The sequence below is a fragment of the Mesorhizobium sp. ES1-1 genome (assembly GCF_020164785.1).
In the GTDB taxonomy this organism is placed as follows: Bacteria; Pseudomonadota; Alphaproteobacteria; order Rhizobiales; family Rhizobiaceae; genus Mesorhizobium.
On sequence record NZ_JAIUGX010000014.1, the window covers coordinates 28,756 to 41,869 of the forward strand.

Sequence of the window (13,114 nt, forward strand, 5' to 3'; positions counted from 1 at the left end):
CCTCCCTTTGTCCGGGAAGGTCGATCCACTCGAGTTGGGCAACAAGGAGCATCATCTCACTGCCCCAGCCGTTCGAGCAGTACCGGTACGTGCACCTGGTCGGATTTGTAGTTGCCGGTCAGCATGTACATCATGATGTTGACCCCCGCGCGCAATGCGTGGATGCGCTGCATCGGGTCAGCCGGGACTGTGGGCAGTAAAGGATCGCCATTCTCGTCCACCGCCCAGGCGCCGGCGAAATCATTGGCGGTGATCATGATCGGCGAGACGCCGTCGCCGGTGCGCACCGGCCGGTTGTCGGTATTGCTGGCCTCGAGCGAGGTCTCGACCCAGAGCGGGCTGCCGGCGAAGCGGCCGGGGAACTCGGGCAGGATGAAGAAGGATTTTGTCAGCACGTGATCGGCCGGCACCGGTTCCAACGGCGGCACATTGAGATTGCTCAGAATGTCGCGAAGCCGCTCCGTCGCAGGGCTGACCGAATCCGCGCCGATGCCGTTGGCGAACTGATCGCGCGTGTCGAACAGCACCGTGCCACCCTGCTGCATGTAAGCGTCGATGCGGGCGATCGCCGCCTGGCTCGGCATCGGAGCGGCCGGGTCGATCGGCCAATAAATCAGCGGATAGAAGGACAGCTGGTCCTTCGAAATGTCGACTCCGGCGGGCGCGCCAGGCTCGAGCGCCGTCTTCTCGATCAGGAAGCGGGTCAGGCCTTCGAGCCCGGCACGGCTGATCGCGTCGTCGCCGGGCACGCCGGTCAGGACATAGGCGATGCGGGTTTTTGAAATCGCCTCGATCGCCGCGTCGTCGTCCGGCCTGGCGTCGTCGGCGCGGGCGGGATCTGCATGTCCGAACAGCGCGCCGAACGCGATCAGAAGCGCTGCGGTGGTTGCCGCCGCACCGGCACGGCGCGCACGGCGGCCGAACACGCCACCCATCCACAACACCACAAGCGTGTCGAGCAGCATCAGCACCAGCGCGGCCGCGACCAGGGCGCCCTTCAAGTCGCGCGACTCGTCGAAGGCGTAGGGGATGGACGTGACCGGAATGGCGGTCTTCGGGATCTGCAAGGGCGCCAGCGTGCTACCGGCATCGAGCAGATTGTGGGCGAAGACGCCGGTTTCGGAGCCGTAGAGGCCTGGCGGGTTCTCCAAGGTCACGGGCAGCGCGCCCGGGCCCGGCACCAGCGGCCGCGCATCCGGTGTCGGCGGCACCATACTGCCGTCTGCCGCAATCATGCGGTAGGGCGCCAGCGAGGTGGCCGCGGCTTCGGCGCTGGCGATCGCAGCGCCCTGGTTGCGCGACAGTTGCACGATGCGGCGCAGCATCTCGACGAAGCTGCCGGAAATCGGCAGGTTCGACCACGTCGCTTCCGGCGTGACGTGGAACAGCACAAGCGTGCCCTTGCCTTTTTTGAGTCCGGTGACCAGCGGCGTACCGTCGGCGAGCGATGCCCATGTGCGCTCGACGATATCGGGCGTCGGCTCGGCCAGCACCTGCCTGGTGACGGTGACCTCGGTGGGTGGCGCGAGATCAGCGAACGGGCCGGCCTTGGGAAATTCAGTGACCGGCTGCGGCGAGGTCCATGACAGGGCGCCGCCGAGCGAACGCTCGCCGGTGCGCAGGCGCACCGGCAGCAAATCGTCATCATTGCCGGCCGCTGCCAGCCGCGATCCCGCGAACCGCACCAGCGTGCCGCCCTTGTCGACCCAGTCGACCAGCCTTGGCCGGACCTGCTCGGGAATGGTGCCGATGTCGGCCATGACGATCATGGCCGGCTTCTGGTCAAGGATCTGCGGGATGGCGTCGGCGAGATCGGCACTGCTCGGTTCGACGAGATCGGCGAAGGGCTGCAGTGCGCGCCTGATGTAATAGAGCGGCGACAATAGCGGCTGCGCCTGGTCGGCCTCGGTCTGCGACAACAGCCCGACGCGGCGGCGCTTTGAGCTTTCATCGAGCACGCGCACCGCTCCGGCGTGCCGCTCGCCGTCGAGCGCGATCGAAGCGAAGTCGTTGCGCAGTTCGAAGGGTACCGCCATGGTGCCGGTGGCGCTGGTTTGGCCGGGCGCGAAGGTCAAGGTGGCGTCGGCGATGCGGCGGCCCTTGTCGTCGAAGGCGCCGGCGGTGACCTGCTCGGGGGCAGGGTCTCCCGGCGCGCGGATGGCTGTCAGCGCGAAGCCATCGACCTGATTGTCGGCGGCGGTAAGGCCGGTCAGCGCAAGCCGGTCTGAACCGGCCCAGACCACGCGCGCGGCATTCTTGGACAGAAGCGTGTCGAAGGCGGCTTCGTCGCCCTTCGCCGCCAGACCGTCGGCCAGAATGGCGACGCTGGCGCCGGGCAAAGTCTCCAGCACAGCAGCAACGCGGGCATAGACGGCGGGCCGGTCGGTTGGGATCGGCCGCGGCCTGCCGGCGCGCAACCGGTCGAGGGCCGTAGCGGCATCGAAGGGGCCGATCTCCGCATTGGCCTTCTCGGCCGTGAAGGCGATGATGACCGGCACGCCGTTCGAGCCGGCATCGGCGATCAAACGCTCTGCGGTGGCGACGCGCTTGCCCCAGTCGGCCGCGCTTGCCCAGTCATTGTCGATGACCAAGGCCAGGGCGGAGCCTTCGGCCGGCAGTTTTTCGCGCTGGTTGAACACCGGCTCGGCGAGCGCGGCGACAATCAGCGCCGCCATCAAGAGCCTGAGCAGGGTAAGCCACCACGGGCTCCTATGCGGCGTCTCCTCGCGCTTGAGCACACGGGCGAGAATCTTCAGTGGCGGGAAAATCTCGGTCTGCGGCTTGGGCGGCGTCAGCCTGAGCAGCCACCAGATCGCCGGCAGCGCCAGCAGGCCCCACAGCAGCATGGGCGCGCCAAAGGAGAGCGGCAGCCAGCTCATGCGCCGAACTTCCCAGACGGATCACCACCAGCGCTCGCGCCGGCACGAGCGCCAGCAGCAACACCGCCATCGGCGGTCATCGCCAGGTGCAGGCGCACCAGCGCGTCGGAAGCCAGCCGGTCGGTGTGGTTGACGGTGAAACTCCAGCCGAGCCGCTTGCACCAGCTGGCCAGTTCCTGGCGGCGGGCGGTGTAAAGCAGGCGGTATTCGGTACCCAGCATTTCGGCGCGGCCTGTGGTCAGCTTTTCACCGGTTTCGGGGTCTGTGAATTCGGTGCGTCCGGCATAGGGGAAGGTCTCCTCGGCGGGGTCCGCGACCTCGATCAGATGGGCGCGCACGCCATGGCGGGCGAGCACATCGAGCCAGGCCGTGGTCTCCTCGACCGGATCGAGGAAATCGCTGGCGATGACGATGTCGCAAAAGCGCCTGACATGCGACAGGTCGGGTTTTGCCGGCAACTCGCCGGCATGCATGAGCTGCGCCGCGATGCGCTCGGCGCCGTTGCGGGCGGTAAACGGATCGGTGAGGCCCGGCCAGGCGATGCGCTCGCCGCTGCGCGACAGGAGTTCGGCCATGGCCAGCGCCAGCACCAGCGCGCGCGATTGCTTGGAGACGCCCGCACCGGCCGACTTGTAAAGCATCGAAGGCGAGGGGTCCGCCCAGAGCCATACGGTGTGGGCGGCCTCCCATTCGCGGTCGCGCACATAGGTGTGGTCGTCGCGGGCCGAGCGGCGCCAGTCGATGCGGGAGGAATCGCCTTCGACATAGGGCCGGAACTGCCAGAAATTCTCGCCGATACCGCGCTTGCGACGGCCGTGCCAGCCGGCAATGACGGTATTGACGATACGGCGCGCCTCGACCAGCAAATCGGGAACCAGCGAGGCCCGCAGCCGGCCACGGGCGAGCGCGTCACGCGTCGCTACCGGTGCCTGGACCTCGCCGATGCGCGCCATCAGATACCCTTGGCCAGCTTCGCCACAACGTCGCGCACGCTGGTGCCCTCGGCGCGAGCGGCGAAGGTCAGCGCCATACGGTGCTGCAGCACCGGCTCGGCCAGCGCGCGCACATCGTCGATCGAGGGCGCCAGACGCCCATCGTAAAGCGCGCGCGCCCTGGTGCACAGCATCAACGCCTGGCTGGCGCGAGGGCCCGGACCCCAGGCGATATGCTTGTCGGTCTCGGCATTTCCCTGGCCGGGACGCGCCGAGCGCACCAGGGTGAGGATCGCCTCGACGACGCTTTCGGGCACGGGCATGCGCCGGATCAGCGTCTGGATTTCCCTCAGCCGCGCCGGCTGCAGCACGTTGAGCGCTCTCGCATCCTCGATGCCGGTGGTTTCGAGTAGGATGCGGCGTTCGGCATCGATCTCGGGGTAGAGGATGTCGACCTGCATAAGAAAGCGATCGAGCTGTGCCTCCGGCAGGGGATAGGTGCCTTCCTGTTCCAGAGGGTTCTGCGTGGCCAGAACATGGAACGGCGCCGGCAGGTCATAGCGGGCCCCGGCGATGGTGACATGATATTCCTGCATGGCCTGCAGCAGCGCCGACTGGGTGCGCGGCGAGGCGCGGTTGATCTCGTCGGCCATCAGAAGCTGGGCGAAGATCGGCCCCGCGATAAAGCGAAACGAGCGCTTGCCGCTTTCATCCTGTTCCATCACCTCGGAGCCGAGAATATCGGAAGGCATCAGGTCCGGCGTGAACTGGACGCGGCGCGAATCGAGGCCGAGCACGACACCCAGCGTCTCGACCAGCTTGGTCTTGGCGAGGCCGGGAACACCGACCAGGAGCGCATGGCCGCCGGCAAGCACCGCGACCAGCGTGCGCTCGACGACGCTTTCCTGGCCGAAGATGACGCGGCCTACCCCATCACGAATCCTGGAGATATCGGCCAGCGCCTTCTCGGCTTCGGCGATCATGTCCTTTTCGCTGATCGGGCTTTCCTTGACCATCACGCTCATGCCGTATCGATCCCTTTGCCTGGAGATACCATGGTTGGAAATACGGCCGCACCATAGCATAAGTTGCCGCGATTCGGGCTCGCGTGGCGCCTGTTGCAAAAACTTAAATCACAGGCCCAGGCTGACAAGCGCAACAACAGTGACTATTTCGTGACCATGACGGAAGACGCCGGACGACGCCAACAAAGCCTTGCAAGCGCCACAGAGGCGCGTGGTCTGGAGGCGCTGATCTCGCGCGCGGCCCGGGCCGGCAAGGGGCCGGCGCCCGTGGATCGCTGGAATCCGGACTTCTGCGGCGATCTCGACATGGAGATCAAAGCGGACGGGACGTGGTTCTACCTGGGCACGCCGATCGGCCGCATGCCGCTGGTGCAGCTTTTCTCCTCAGTGCTGCGCAAGGACGCGGACGGCAGGACCTATCTGGTAACCCCGGTGGAAAAGGTCGGCATCCGCGTGGCGGACGCGCCATTCATCGCCGTCGAGATGGATGTTGCCGGCAGCGGCGACGCTCAGGTGATCACTTTCAGAACGAATGTCGGCGATGTCGTCGAGGCCGGCCCCGAGCGGCCGCTGCGTTTCGTCAATGAAGACGAAACAGGCGGTCTGAAGCCCTATGTGCTGGTGCGCGGCCGGCTGGAGGCATTGCTGGCGCGTCCGGTGATGTACGAACTTGTCGGGCATGGCGAGGAGATCGAGATCGACGGCAAGACGATGTTCGCCGTGCGTTCGAACGGCACGGTGTTTCCGATCATGCCGGCAGACCAGCTGCAGCGGCTGAGCACGTGATGGATCGGGTGACGCCGGCCCCATTCTCGTCAGCGGATTTCCGCGCCCGCTTCGCCGCGCAACCTGACGCGCATGCCGGCGACGAGTATGGCGACCATCGTTTCAATCCGGGCCATCCGCGTCTTACCCAGGGCAAGCCGCTGCGCAATGCCGCGGTGCTCATCCCAGTGGTCGACCACGAGGACGATGCGACGGTTCTTCTGACCAAACGGGCGGAGAAGCTGCGCAGCCATTCGGGGCAGGTGGCTTTTCCAGGCGGCACGATCGACCCAACTGACGCTGGCCCGGAAGCAGCGGCATTGCGCGAGGCATTCGAGGAGATCGGGCTGGGCGATGACCGTGTCGAGATCATCGGCCGCATGCCGGACTATGTCGCCGGCAGCGGCTACCGCATCGCGCCGGTGCTGGGCATCGTGCGGCCGGGCTTCTCTCTGACGCTCAACGCCGATGAGGTCGACGCCGCTTTCGAAGTGCCGCTGCGTTTCTTGATGGACCCGGCAAATCACAAGCGCGACAGCCGCGTCTGGAACGATCTCGAATGGTTCTTCTACGACATGCCTTATGGCGACCGCCGCATCTGGGGCGTCACCGCAGGCATCATCCGTACCCTTTATGAAAGGCTCTATGCGTGAGTGTCTCGATCGCGGACCGGGCCGACTGGCTCGCCGACAAGCATCTGCGGCGCCTGCTTGCTGCCTTGGCGCAAGGCGGCGAAGAAGCGCGGATCGCCGGAGGAGCGGTGCGCAACACGCTGATGGGGCAGCCGGTCGCCGACATCGACATCGCCACGACATGCCTTCCCGAGGAAACCATGCGCCGCGCCGAGGCGCAGGGCTTCAAGGCTGTGCCGACCGGCATCGAGCACGGCACCATCACAGTTGTCGCCGGCGGCAGGCCTTATGAAATCACCACCTTGCGCGCCGATGTCGAGACCGACGGCCGCCGCGCCAAAGTGTCGTTCGGCCGTGACTGGAAGCTCGACGCCGAGCGGCGCGATTTCACGATCAACGCGCTTTACTCCGAAGCCGATGGCACCGTGGTCGACCTGGTCGGCGGCACCGCCGACATCGAGGCGCGGCGGCTGCGTTTCATCGGCGATGCGGAAGCGCGCATCCGCGAGGACTATCTGCGCATCCTGCGCTTCTTCCGTTTCTTTGCATGGTATGGCGAGGGCCGTCCGGACGCCGAGGGGCTGAAAGCCTGCGCCCGGCTGAAGGAGGGACTGGCACAGCTCTCGGCAGAGCGCGTCTGGTCGGAGCTGAAGAAATTGTTGTCGGCTCCCGATCCGTCCCGCGCGCTGCTCTGGATGCGGCAGGCGAGTGTCTTGACCACGGTGCTGCCGGAAAGCGAGAAATGGGGCATCGACGCCATCCATGGGCTGGTCAGGGCCGAGAAGGACCTCGGCTGGTCGCCGGATCCGATGCTGCGGCTGGAGGCGATCGTGCCGCCGGACGCGGCGCGGATGAAGATGCTGGCGGAGCGGCTCAAATTCTCGACCGCGGAGGCGGATCGCCTGCGCCACTGGGCGGTCGCCGCAACGGTCGAGCCTAAGGCCACCGAGGGGGAGCTGGCAAAACGCCTTTATCGCGGCGACGGACAAGGTTTTGTCGATCGCCTTCGTCTGTCGCTGGCGTCGGCGCGGGTGCGCGCCGTCGAGGACAATGCTGCGCTGCTCGAAGCCGGCGGATACTCGGGCCAGCTCGCCTTCGCGCTCAAATGGGAACGGCCGTCCTTTCCCTTGAAAGGATCGGACCTGACAGGGCTTGGCGCGTCACCGGGACCGAAGCTTGGCGCCGTCCTGAAAAATCTCGAGGCGGAATGGGTGGAGGCGGGTTTTTCGCCGGATCGCGGCGCGCTGCTCGAACGCGCCGCGCAAGCCCTGGAAGCCAAGTAAGCCTCCATCAGGCCGCGTCGCGGACCTTCTCGATGCGCGAACGGATCGCCTCGATCATAGTCTCGCGGATAACGGTCTCGCCATGCGTGTCGCGCATGTGCTCGACGGCACGACGCATGATCTCAGCTTCCTCGTCGGCACGGGTGTGCCAGTCACAGCCGGGGACAAGCGACCCGCAGTGAAATTCCTTCATCGGATTTCTCCTTTTTCCTCCGTAGAACTCTGCTCGGTACAGGCCCATGGCCGAATTCAAGCTTGATGCGGGCCTTGGGCGGCAGCAAATAGTATAACACGCCGGTGACGCTCTTGTTGCACGAAAGCGTCGCGCCGACCTCATCGCTCCGGCGTTAGGGCCAGCGCACTTCGGGCGGCATGCTGGACAGGATCGAGGCGACATTGCCGCCGGTCTTCAGGCCGAAGATGGTGCCGCGATCATAAAGCAGGTTGAATTCGACATAGCGGCCGCGGCGGATGAGCTGCTCGTCTCGGTCGCCGTCGGTCCAGTTCTCGTTGAAGTTGGCGCGCACGAGATGGCCATAGACGACGAGGAAGGAGCGCCCGACATCCTGGACGAAGTTGAGGTTGGCGTCCCAGCCGCCCTTGTCCTCGTCCGAATGCAACCAATCGAAGAATATGCCGCCGGTGCCGCGCGGCTCGTCGCGGTGCGGCAGGTAGAAATACTCGTCGCACCACGCCTTGAATTTCGGATAGTCGGCGACGGCGCCGTTCTTCTCGCAGGCGAATTGCATGGCGCGGTGGAAGGCGATTGTATCGGGGTCGTCCTGGGTGCGGCGACGGTCGAGCACTGGCGTCAGATCGGCGCCGCCACCGAACCAATGGCGCGATGTGACGACCATGCGCGTGTTCATATGCACCGCCGGAACATTAGGGTTCCAAGGATGCGCGATCAGCGAAATGCCGGATGCCCAGAAGCGCGGGTCTTCCTCTGCGCCGGGCATCTGCTTTCGAAATTCAGGCGAGAACTCGCCATGAACGGTAGAGGTGTGGACGCCGACCTTCTCGAATACCCGGCCACGCATCATCGACATGGTGCCGCCGCCACCCTTGCCCGAATCGCGTTCCCAAGGCGTCTTTTCGAAGCGGCCCGGCGACCAGGAGGCCAGGGGACCGCCGAGATCCTGCTCGATCTGCTCGAAGCTGGCGCAGATGCGCTCGCGCAGCGCCTCGAACCACAGCCGTGCCTTCATCTTCTTCTGTTCGATGTCGGCGGGCAGGCCTGCCGGTATTTCGGGTCGTTGCAAGTGCCGTCTCCGGTTGGGGGAGGTCTGGTCGACAAAAGACTCGTCTTTTCCGGGCGCGATCCCTAATCTCTTGAGGGCAAGGGTCAAGTCACTTTGGTTTTGCGCATGATGCTTTCGAGCCGGGTCTGGTTCCAAGTCATGCGCCAAGGTGCAAGGAGTTGTTTCGTGCGCACCCCGGCAAGACCGCCGTTGGATGGCCTGAAGAAGAGGCTCGAGCAAAGCCGGGCCGAGCGCGCCCGCATGCCGCGCGACGGCTTCCTGCGCGAGACCTTCGTGCTGCCGCGCTCCGATGCGCGCCTCAAGGCCAAGGAATGGTTCGAGCGTTTCCCCAAGCAGGCCTATTGGACCGAGATCGAAAGCTGGTTCGAGCGCCCCGGCGATTTGATCGAGTTCACCATCAGGCGCTTGCCGGCCGCGGATTAGGTTTCCCTGCCTCGTGCACGGGGATAGGATTCCGGCAGCAGGCGAGGGGCGGCACAACCCCTCCGTATGCTGGCGCAGCCCCCCTGCGCCTTTCAGGCACCTGCTCCTCGAGAACGGGGAGAAGGAAGAACCAGCCTCCTTGCCCCAGTGCCTTCGCGCGCCAATCTGTCGTCCTTGTTGCGCAGCGGGCATTTGTCGATCGACATGCAGCCGCAGCCGATGCAGCCCGTCAGCCCGTCGCGCAGTTTCTTCAACTGGGTGATCTTGTGATCGAGCTGGTCGCGCCAGCTCGTCGACAGGAGGTGCCAGTCGTCGCGTGTCGGCGTGCGCCCCTCCGGCAGCGATGCCAGAGCCGTGCCGATCTCGGCCAGCGAGATGCCGACCTCCTGCGCCACTTTAATGATCGCCACGCGCCGCAAGACGTCGCGGCCGTAGCGGCGCTGGTTGCCCGATGTGCGGTGGCCGCGAATGAGGCCGCGCGCTTCGTAGAAATGCAGCGCCGAGACCGCCACCCCGCTGCGCGCGGCCACTTGGCCGACCGTCAGTTCCGTTACGGGCGCCATGCCTGTTCTCCGCCGCCATTTTCCGCTTGACCTCAAGTTAAGTTGAGATTGTAGCCAAGATGCGCTCGCTGTGCAAACCAAGGAGACGGCAATGCGCGCCTGGAGAAAAACGACAAGGGGCGCTCGCGTCCAGCAACCTTTATCGGAGCTGCCTGATGGCTTCGCCGGCCACCATGGCGACCGACAGCGCGACGTTGATGCTGCGTGCCGGACCCTGCATGGGGATGGTCAGCCGCGCATCCGCCGCCTGATGGACAGTATCGGGCACCCCGGCGGATTCGCGGCCGAACAAGAGGATGTCACCGGCAGCGAAGCGGAAATCGGTATAGACAATGGTGGCCTTGGTCGACAGGAGAACCAGCCGAGCCGCGCGGGCCTTGCGCCAGACTTCGAAGGCGTGCCAGTCGACATGCCGGGTCAGATCGGCCATTTCGAGGTAATCCATGCCGGCCCGCCTGAGCGCCTTGTCGGAAAGCGGAAAGCCGGCCGGTTCGATGATGTCGACGCCGAGCCCGAGGCATGCGGCGAAACGCAGGATCGTGCCGGTGTTGCCGGCAATGTCGGGCTGGTAGAGGGCGATGCGGAGAGGGTCGTTCATGTCCACACGCCTCTAATAAGTGGCAGATCGGCCACAGGGATCTCGCGGTCTCGGAAATCGGCGAAGCTGCGGGTGGCCCTTTTTTGCGAAGTCGGTTATGTCACGTCCATTGTCAACCCGAACCGATGGAGGGGTAATTCATGATGACCATGCACATCCAGCGCCCCTCTCGTGGACTTTTTCGATCCACGGCGGTTTCGGTACGACGATTCTCCTAGCACTCTAAGACTTGATCGCACCGATTCCCGCCGAAACGCTTTTTCGGCACCTGAAGGAATCCTGCGATGTTTTTCAAGAAATCTAGAGGGCTGACCGCCCCGCCTGACCCTGCCCGGACCAGCACCTTTCGCGTGCGGACCGACGCAATGCGCGCCTCCGGCCGAATGCCGCCGCAGGACGTTGCCTCGCACTATCGTCACTATTTCCATATGGAGGACGGACCGATGTTCGATCCCTACAGAATACCCGGCTCTAGAAACCTGCACGACCAGAAGATGGCGACCTGGGCGCTGCTGATCGGCGAGACCTATTCCTCGGCGGTTCACGCCGAACTCCGCCGGCGCCCGCATCGCGGTATGCTGCCGGATGTCGATTTCTCGCGCGCGGTTCCCGACCCGCGCCGTCCGTCGCTGGTGCGCAGGATCATCCGGCTCATCAAGCCCGGGCCAAAGATCCGGCTTGTGGACACTGCGCCGCCGGGCGCCGGCAAAGAGCCTGTCGGCGAAATGCCGTCAGGGCCCTATATTGCGCGAAGCAGGGCCGACGGTCCAAGCGACTTCCAACCATCGGCCCTCGACGCCAGGCCTTCCGAGGACTTCGTAAGATCCCGCGCGGCCTAGGCGAAAAAGTTTGTGAGCATGTCCATGTTTAGCTGGTTTGAAAGAAGGCTCGACCCGTTCCCGTCAGCGGAACCGGTCGAGCCACCCAAGACGCTGATCGCGTTCTGCGTGCACTACACACGCGGCGCCTGGCCCTATATCCTTCTCGACGCGGTGCTGGTGACGGCCATCGCCATCGCGGAAGTGTGGATGTTCGGCTTCCTTGGCCGGATCGTCGACTGGCTCTCGGGGCAGAATCGCGAGACGTTCCTGCAGACCGAGGGCTGGAAGCTCGCCGGCATGGCGTTCATCGTGCTGTTCGCGCTGCCGGGCACGGTGTGGTTCCATTCCCTGCTCAACCAGCAGACGCTGATGGGCAACTATCCCATGCGCATCCGCTGGCAGGTGCACCGCTACCTGCTCAAGCAGTCGATGAGCTTTTACCAGGACGAGTTCGCCGGCCGCATCGCTACCAAGCTGATGCAGACGGCGCTTGCCGTGCGCGAATGCGTCATCAAGCTGCTCGATGTCCTCAACTACGTCGTCGTCTATTTCCTGGGCATGCTGTTCATAGTCGGTTCCGCCGATCTGCGGCTGGCGGCGCCGCTCGCGGCCTGGCTGGTCGGCTACATCCTTTTGCTGCGCTACTTCATCCCGCGGCTGGGAAAGGTTGGCGAAGAGCAGGCCAATGCGCGCTCGGTCATGACCGGCCGCGTCGTCGACAGCTACTCCAACATTCAGACGGTCAAGCTGTTCAGTCATGCGCGCCGCGAGGCAACCTTCGCCAAGGAGGGCATGGCGGGTTTCCTGGCGACAGTCTACCGGTCGATGCGGCTGGTGACGGTGCTTTACGGCATGCTCTACATCCTCAACGCGCTGCTGCTGTTTTCGGTCACCGCCATCTCGCTATGGCTGTGGCTGGGACAAGCCGTGACGATCGGCGCGGTGGCGGTGGTCATCGGTCTGGTGCTGCGGCTGTGGGGCATGTCGCAGTGGATCATGTGGGAAATGTCCAGCCTGTTCGAGAATATCGGCACCGTGCAGGACGGGATCGCCTCGATCTCGCTGCCGCGCGTGGTCGAGGATCGGCCGGGTGCGAAAGAGCTTTCCGTTTCGAGCGGCGAGATCCGTTTCGAGGATATCCGCTTCCACTATGGCAAGCAGAAGGGCGTCATCGAGAGCCTGTCGCTGGCGGTCAAGCCGGGCGAAAAGGTCGGCATTGTCGGCCGCTCCGGCGCCGGCAAGTCAACGCTGGTCAATCTGCTGTTGCGCTTCTACGACCTGGAGGCCGGCCGGATCCTGATCGATGGCCAGGACATCGCACATGTGACGCAGGATTCGCTGCGCGCGCAGATCGGCATGGTCACGCAGGACACCTCGCTGCTGCATCGCTCGGTGCGCGAGAACATCCTCTATGGCCGGCCGGATGCCTCGGACGACATGCTCATCGAGGCGGCGCGGCGCGCCGAGGCGGTGGACTTCATCGCCGGGCTTTCGGACGGAAGCGGACGCAAGGGGTTCGACGCCCATGTGGGCGACCGCGGCGTCAAATTGTCCGGCGGCCAGCGGCAACGCATCGCCATCGCCCGCGTTATGCTGAAGGACGCGCCGATCCTCATCCTCGACGAGGCGACGTCCGCGCTTGATTCCGAAGCCGAGGCGGCCATCCAGGAGAACCTCTACAAGTTGATGCAGGGCAAGACCGTCATCGCCATCGCTCACCGTCTGTCGACCATCGCGGCGATGGACAGGCTTGTCGTCATGGACAAGGGCCGTGTCATCGAGGAGGGCTCGCACGAGGAGCTTGTCGCGCGCGGCGGCCTTTACGCGCAGCTGTGGCAACGCCAGTCCGGCGGGTTCCTGCTCGATGACGGCCCGGCCGCGGCCGCCAATGACGCACTTGCAAAGGGCCAAGCAGCAGAATGATGGCCGCC

13 protein-coding genes are annotated in these 13,114 nt (G+C 65.1%); 6 read left to right on the forward strand and 7 right to left on the reverse strand.

Annotated elements, in window-relative coordinates; all coding sequences use genetic code 11:
* Nucleotides 1-56 precede the first annotated feature (56 nt).
* From LB513_RS21955 to LB513_RS21965, 3 genes are read right to left on the reverse strand one after another with little or no spacing between them, the layout of a single operon-like run.
* Nucleotides 57-2,879 (reverse strand): DUF4159 domain-containing protein, encoded by a 2,823-nt coding sequence (locus LB513_RS21955; protein WP_224665627.1) that lies wholly within the window; start codon nt 2,877-2,879, stop codon nt 57-59.
* Nucleotides 2,876-3,832 (reverse strand): DUF58 domain-containing protein, encoded by a 957-nt coding sequence (locus tag LB513_RS21960; RefSeq protein ID WP_224665628.1) that lies wholly within the window; start codon nt 3,830-3,832, stop codon nt 2,876-2,878. Before LB513_RS21960 ends, LB513_RS21955 begins: the two co-directional genes overlap by 4 nt.
* A complete protein-coding gene (locus LB513_RS21965) occupies nt 3,832-4,836 on the reverse strand; it encodes an AAA family ATPase (RefSeq protein ID WP_224665629.1) in 1,005 nt (334 codons plus the stop codon). Before LB513_RS21965 ends, LB513_RS21960 begins: the two co-directional genes overlap by 1 nt.
* 156 nt (nt 4,837-4,992) lie before the next feature.
* Between LB513_RS21965 and LB513_RS21970 the strand changes: the two genes are divergently transcribed.
* The 3 genes from LB513_RS21970 to LB513_RS21980 are packed head-to-tail and all read left to right on the forward strand — an operon-like array spanning nt 4,993 to nt 7,516.
* A complete protein-coding gene (locus LB513_RS21970; RefSeq protein ID WP_224665731.1) occupies nt 4,993-5,622 on the forward strand; it encodes a DUF1285 domain-containing protein in 630 nt (209 codons plus the stop codon).
* Entirely contained in the window at nt 5,622-6,254 is a 633-nt protein-coding gene (locus tag LB513_RS21975) for a CoA pyrophosphatase (RefSeq protein ID WP_224665630.1), read from the forward strand. Before LB513_RS21970 ends, LB513_RS21975 begins: the two co-directional genes overlap by 1 nt.
* Nucleotides 6,251-7,516 carry a CCA tRNA nucleotidyltransferase gene (locus LB513_RS21980; protein WP_224665631.1) on the forward strand — a complete coding sequence of 422 codons (1,266 nt, stop codon included), beginning with the start codon at nt 6,251-6,253 and terminating at the stop codon, nt 7,514-7,516. The genes LB513_RS21975 and LB513_RS21980 overlap by 4 nt, the downstream gene beginning before the upstream one ends.
* 7 nt (nt 7,517-7,523) lie before the next feature.
* On the opposite strand, the gene LB513_RS21985 is transcribed toward LB513_RS21980, so the two are convergent.
* Both LB513_RS21985 and hemF read right to left on the reverse strand, forming a co-directional pair.
* Nucleotides 7,524-7,709 (reverse strand): DUF1059 domain-containing protein, encoded by a 186-nt coding sequence (locus LB513_RS21985; protein ID WP_224665632.1) that lies wholly within the window; start codon nt 7,707-7,709, stop codon nt 7,524-7,526.
* A 154-nt stretch (nt 7,710-7,863) separates the two neighbouring features.
* On the reverse strand, nt 7,864-8,778 hold the full coding sequence (gene hemF / locus LB513_RS21990) for an oxygen-dependent coproporphyrinogen oxidase (RefSeq protein WP_224665633.1): 915 nt from the start codon (nt 8,776-8,778) through the stop codon (nt 7,864-7,866).
* A gap of 165 nt (nt 8,779-8,943) precedes the next feature.
* On the opposite strand from hemF, the gene LB513_RS21995 reads away from it, so the two are divergent.
* Nucleotides 8,944-9,201 (forward strand): hypothetical protein, encoded by a 258-nt coding sequence (locus tag LB513_RS21995; RefSeq protein WP_224665634.1) that lies wholly within the window; start codon nt 8,944-8,946, stop codon nt 9,199-9,201.
* Between the two features lie 92 nt (nt 9,202-9,293).
* On the opposite strand, the gene soxR is transcribed toward LB513_RS21995, so the two are convergent.
* Complete coding sequence (gene soxR / locus LB513_RS22000; RefSeq protein ID WP_224665635.1) at nt 9,294-9,764, reverse strand: redox-sensitive transcriptional activator SoxR; 471 nt, start codon at nt 9,762-9,764, stop codon at nt 9,294-9,296.
* A 139-nt stretch (nt 9,765-9,903) separates the two neighbouring features.
* On the reverse strand, nt 9,904-10,362 hold the full coding sequence (locus LB513_RS22005; RefSeq protein WP_224665636.1) for a tRNA (cytidine(34)-2'-O)-methyltransferase: 459 nt from the start codon (nt 10,360-10,362) through the stop codon (nt 9,904-9,906).
* 284 nt (nt 10,363-10,646) lie between these two features.
* Here LB513_RS22005 and LB513_RS22010 point away from each other — a divergent pair, with 284 nt between their 5' ends.
* Both LB513_RS22010 and LB513_RS22015 read left to right on the forward strand, forming a co-directional pair.
* Complete coding sequence (locus tag LB513_RS22010) at nt 10,647-11,201, forward strand: hypothetical protein (protein ID WP_224665637.1); 555 nt, start codon at nt 10,647-10,649, stop codon at nt 11,199-11,201.
* Between the two features lie 18 nt (nt 11,202-11,219).
* Nucleotides 11,220-13,106: an ABC transporter ATP-binding protein gene (locus tag LB513_RS22015; RefSeq protein WP_318011207.1), complete on the forward strand. Its 1,887-nt coding sequence runs from the start codon at nt 11,220-11,222 to the stop codon at nt 13,104-13,106.
* Nucleotides 13,107-13,114 lie beyond the last annotated feature (8 nt).

Coding starts and splice junctions, on each gene's coding strand:
- LB513_RS21965 (WP_224665629.1), bottom strand. CDS start 4,836: ATGAGCGTGATGGTCAAGGAAAGCCCGATCAGCGAAAAGGACATGATC.
- LB513_RS21975 (WP_224665630.1), top strand. CDS start 5,622: ATGGATCGGGTGACGCCGGCCCCATTCTCGTCAGCGGATTTCCGCGCC.
- LB513_RS21960 (WP_224665628.1), bottom strand. CDS start 3,832: ATGGCGCGCATCGGCGAGGTCCAGGCACCGGTAGCGACGCGTGACGCG.
- LB513_RS22015 (WP_318011207.1), top strand. CDS start 11,220: ATGTCCATGTTTAGCTGGTTTGAAAGAAGGCTCGACCCGTTCCCGTCA.
- LB513_RS21985 (WP_224665632.1), bottom strand. CDS start 7,709: ATGAAGGAATTTCACTGCGGGTCGCTTGTCCCCGGCTGTGACTGGCAC.
- LB513_RS21970 (WP_224665731.1), top strand. CDS start 4,993: ATGACGGAAGACGCCGGACGACGCCAACAAAGCCTTGCAAGCGCCACA.
- LB513_RS22010 (WP_224665637.1), top strand. CDS start 10,647: ATGTTTTTCAAGAAATCTAGAGGGCTGACCGCCCCGCCTGACCCTGCC.
- LB513_RS21955 (WP_224665627.1), bottom strand. CDS start 2,879: ATGAGCTGGCTGCCGCTCTCCTTTGGCGCGCCCATGCTGCTGTGGGGC.
- LB513_RS22005 (WP_224665636.1), bottom strand. CDS start 10,362: ATGAACGACCCTCTCCGCATCGCCCTCTACCAGCCCGACATTGCCGGC.
- soxR (WP_224665635.1), bottom strand. CDS start 9,764: ATGGCGCCCGTAACGGAACTGACGGTCGGCCAAGTGGCCGCGCGCAGC.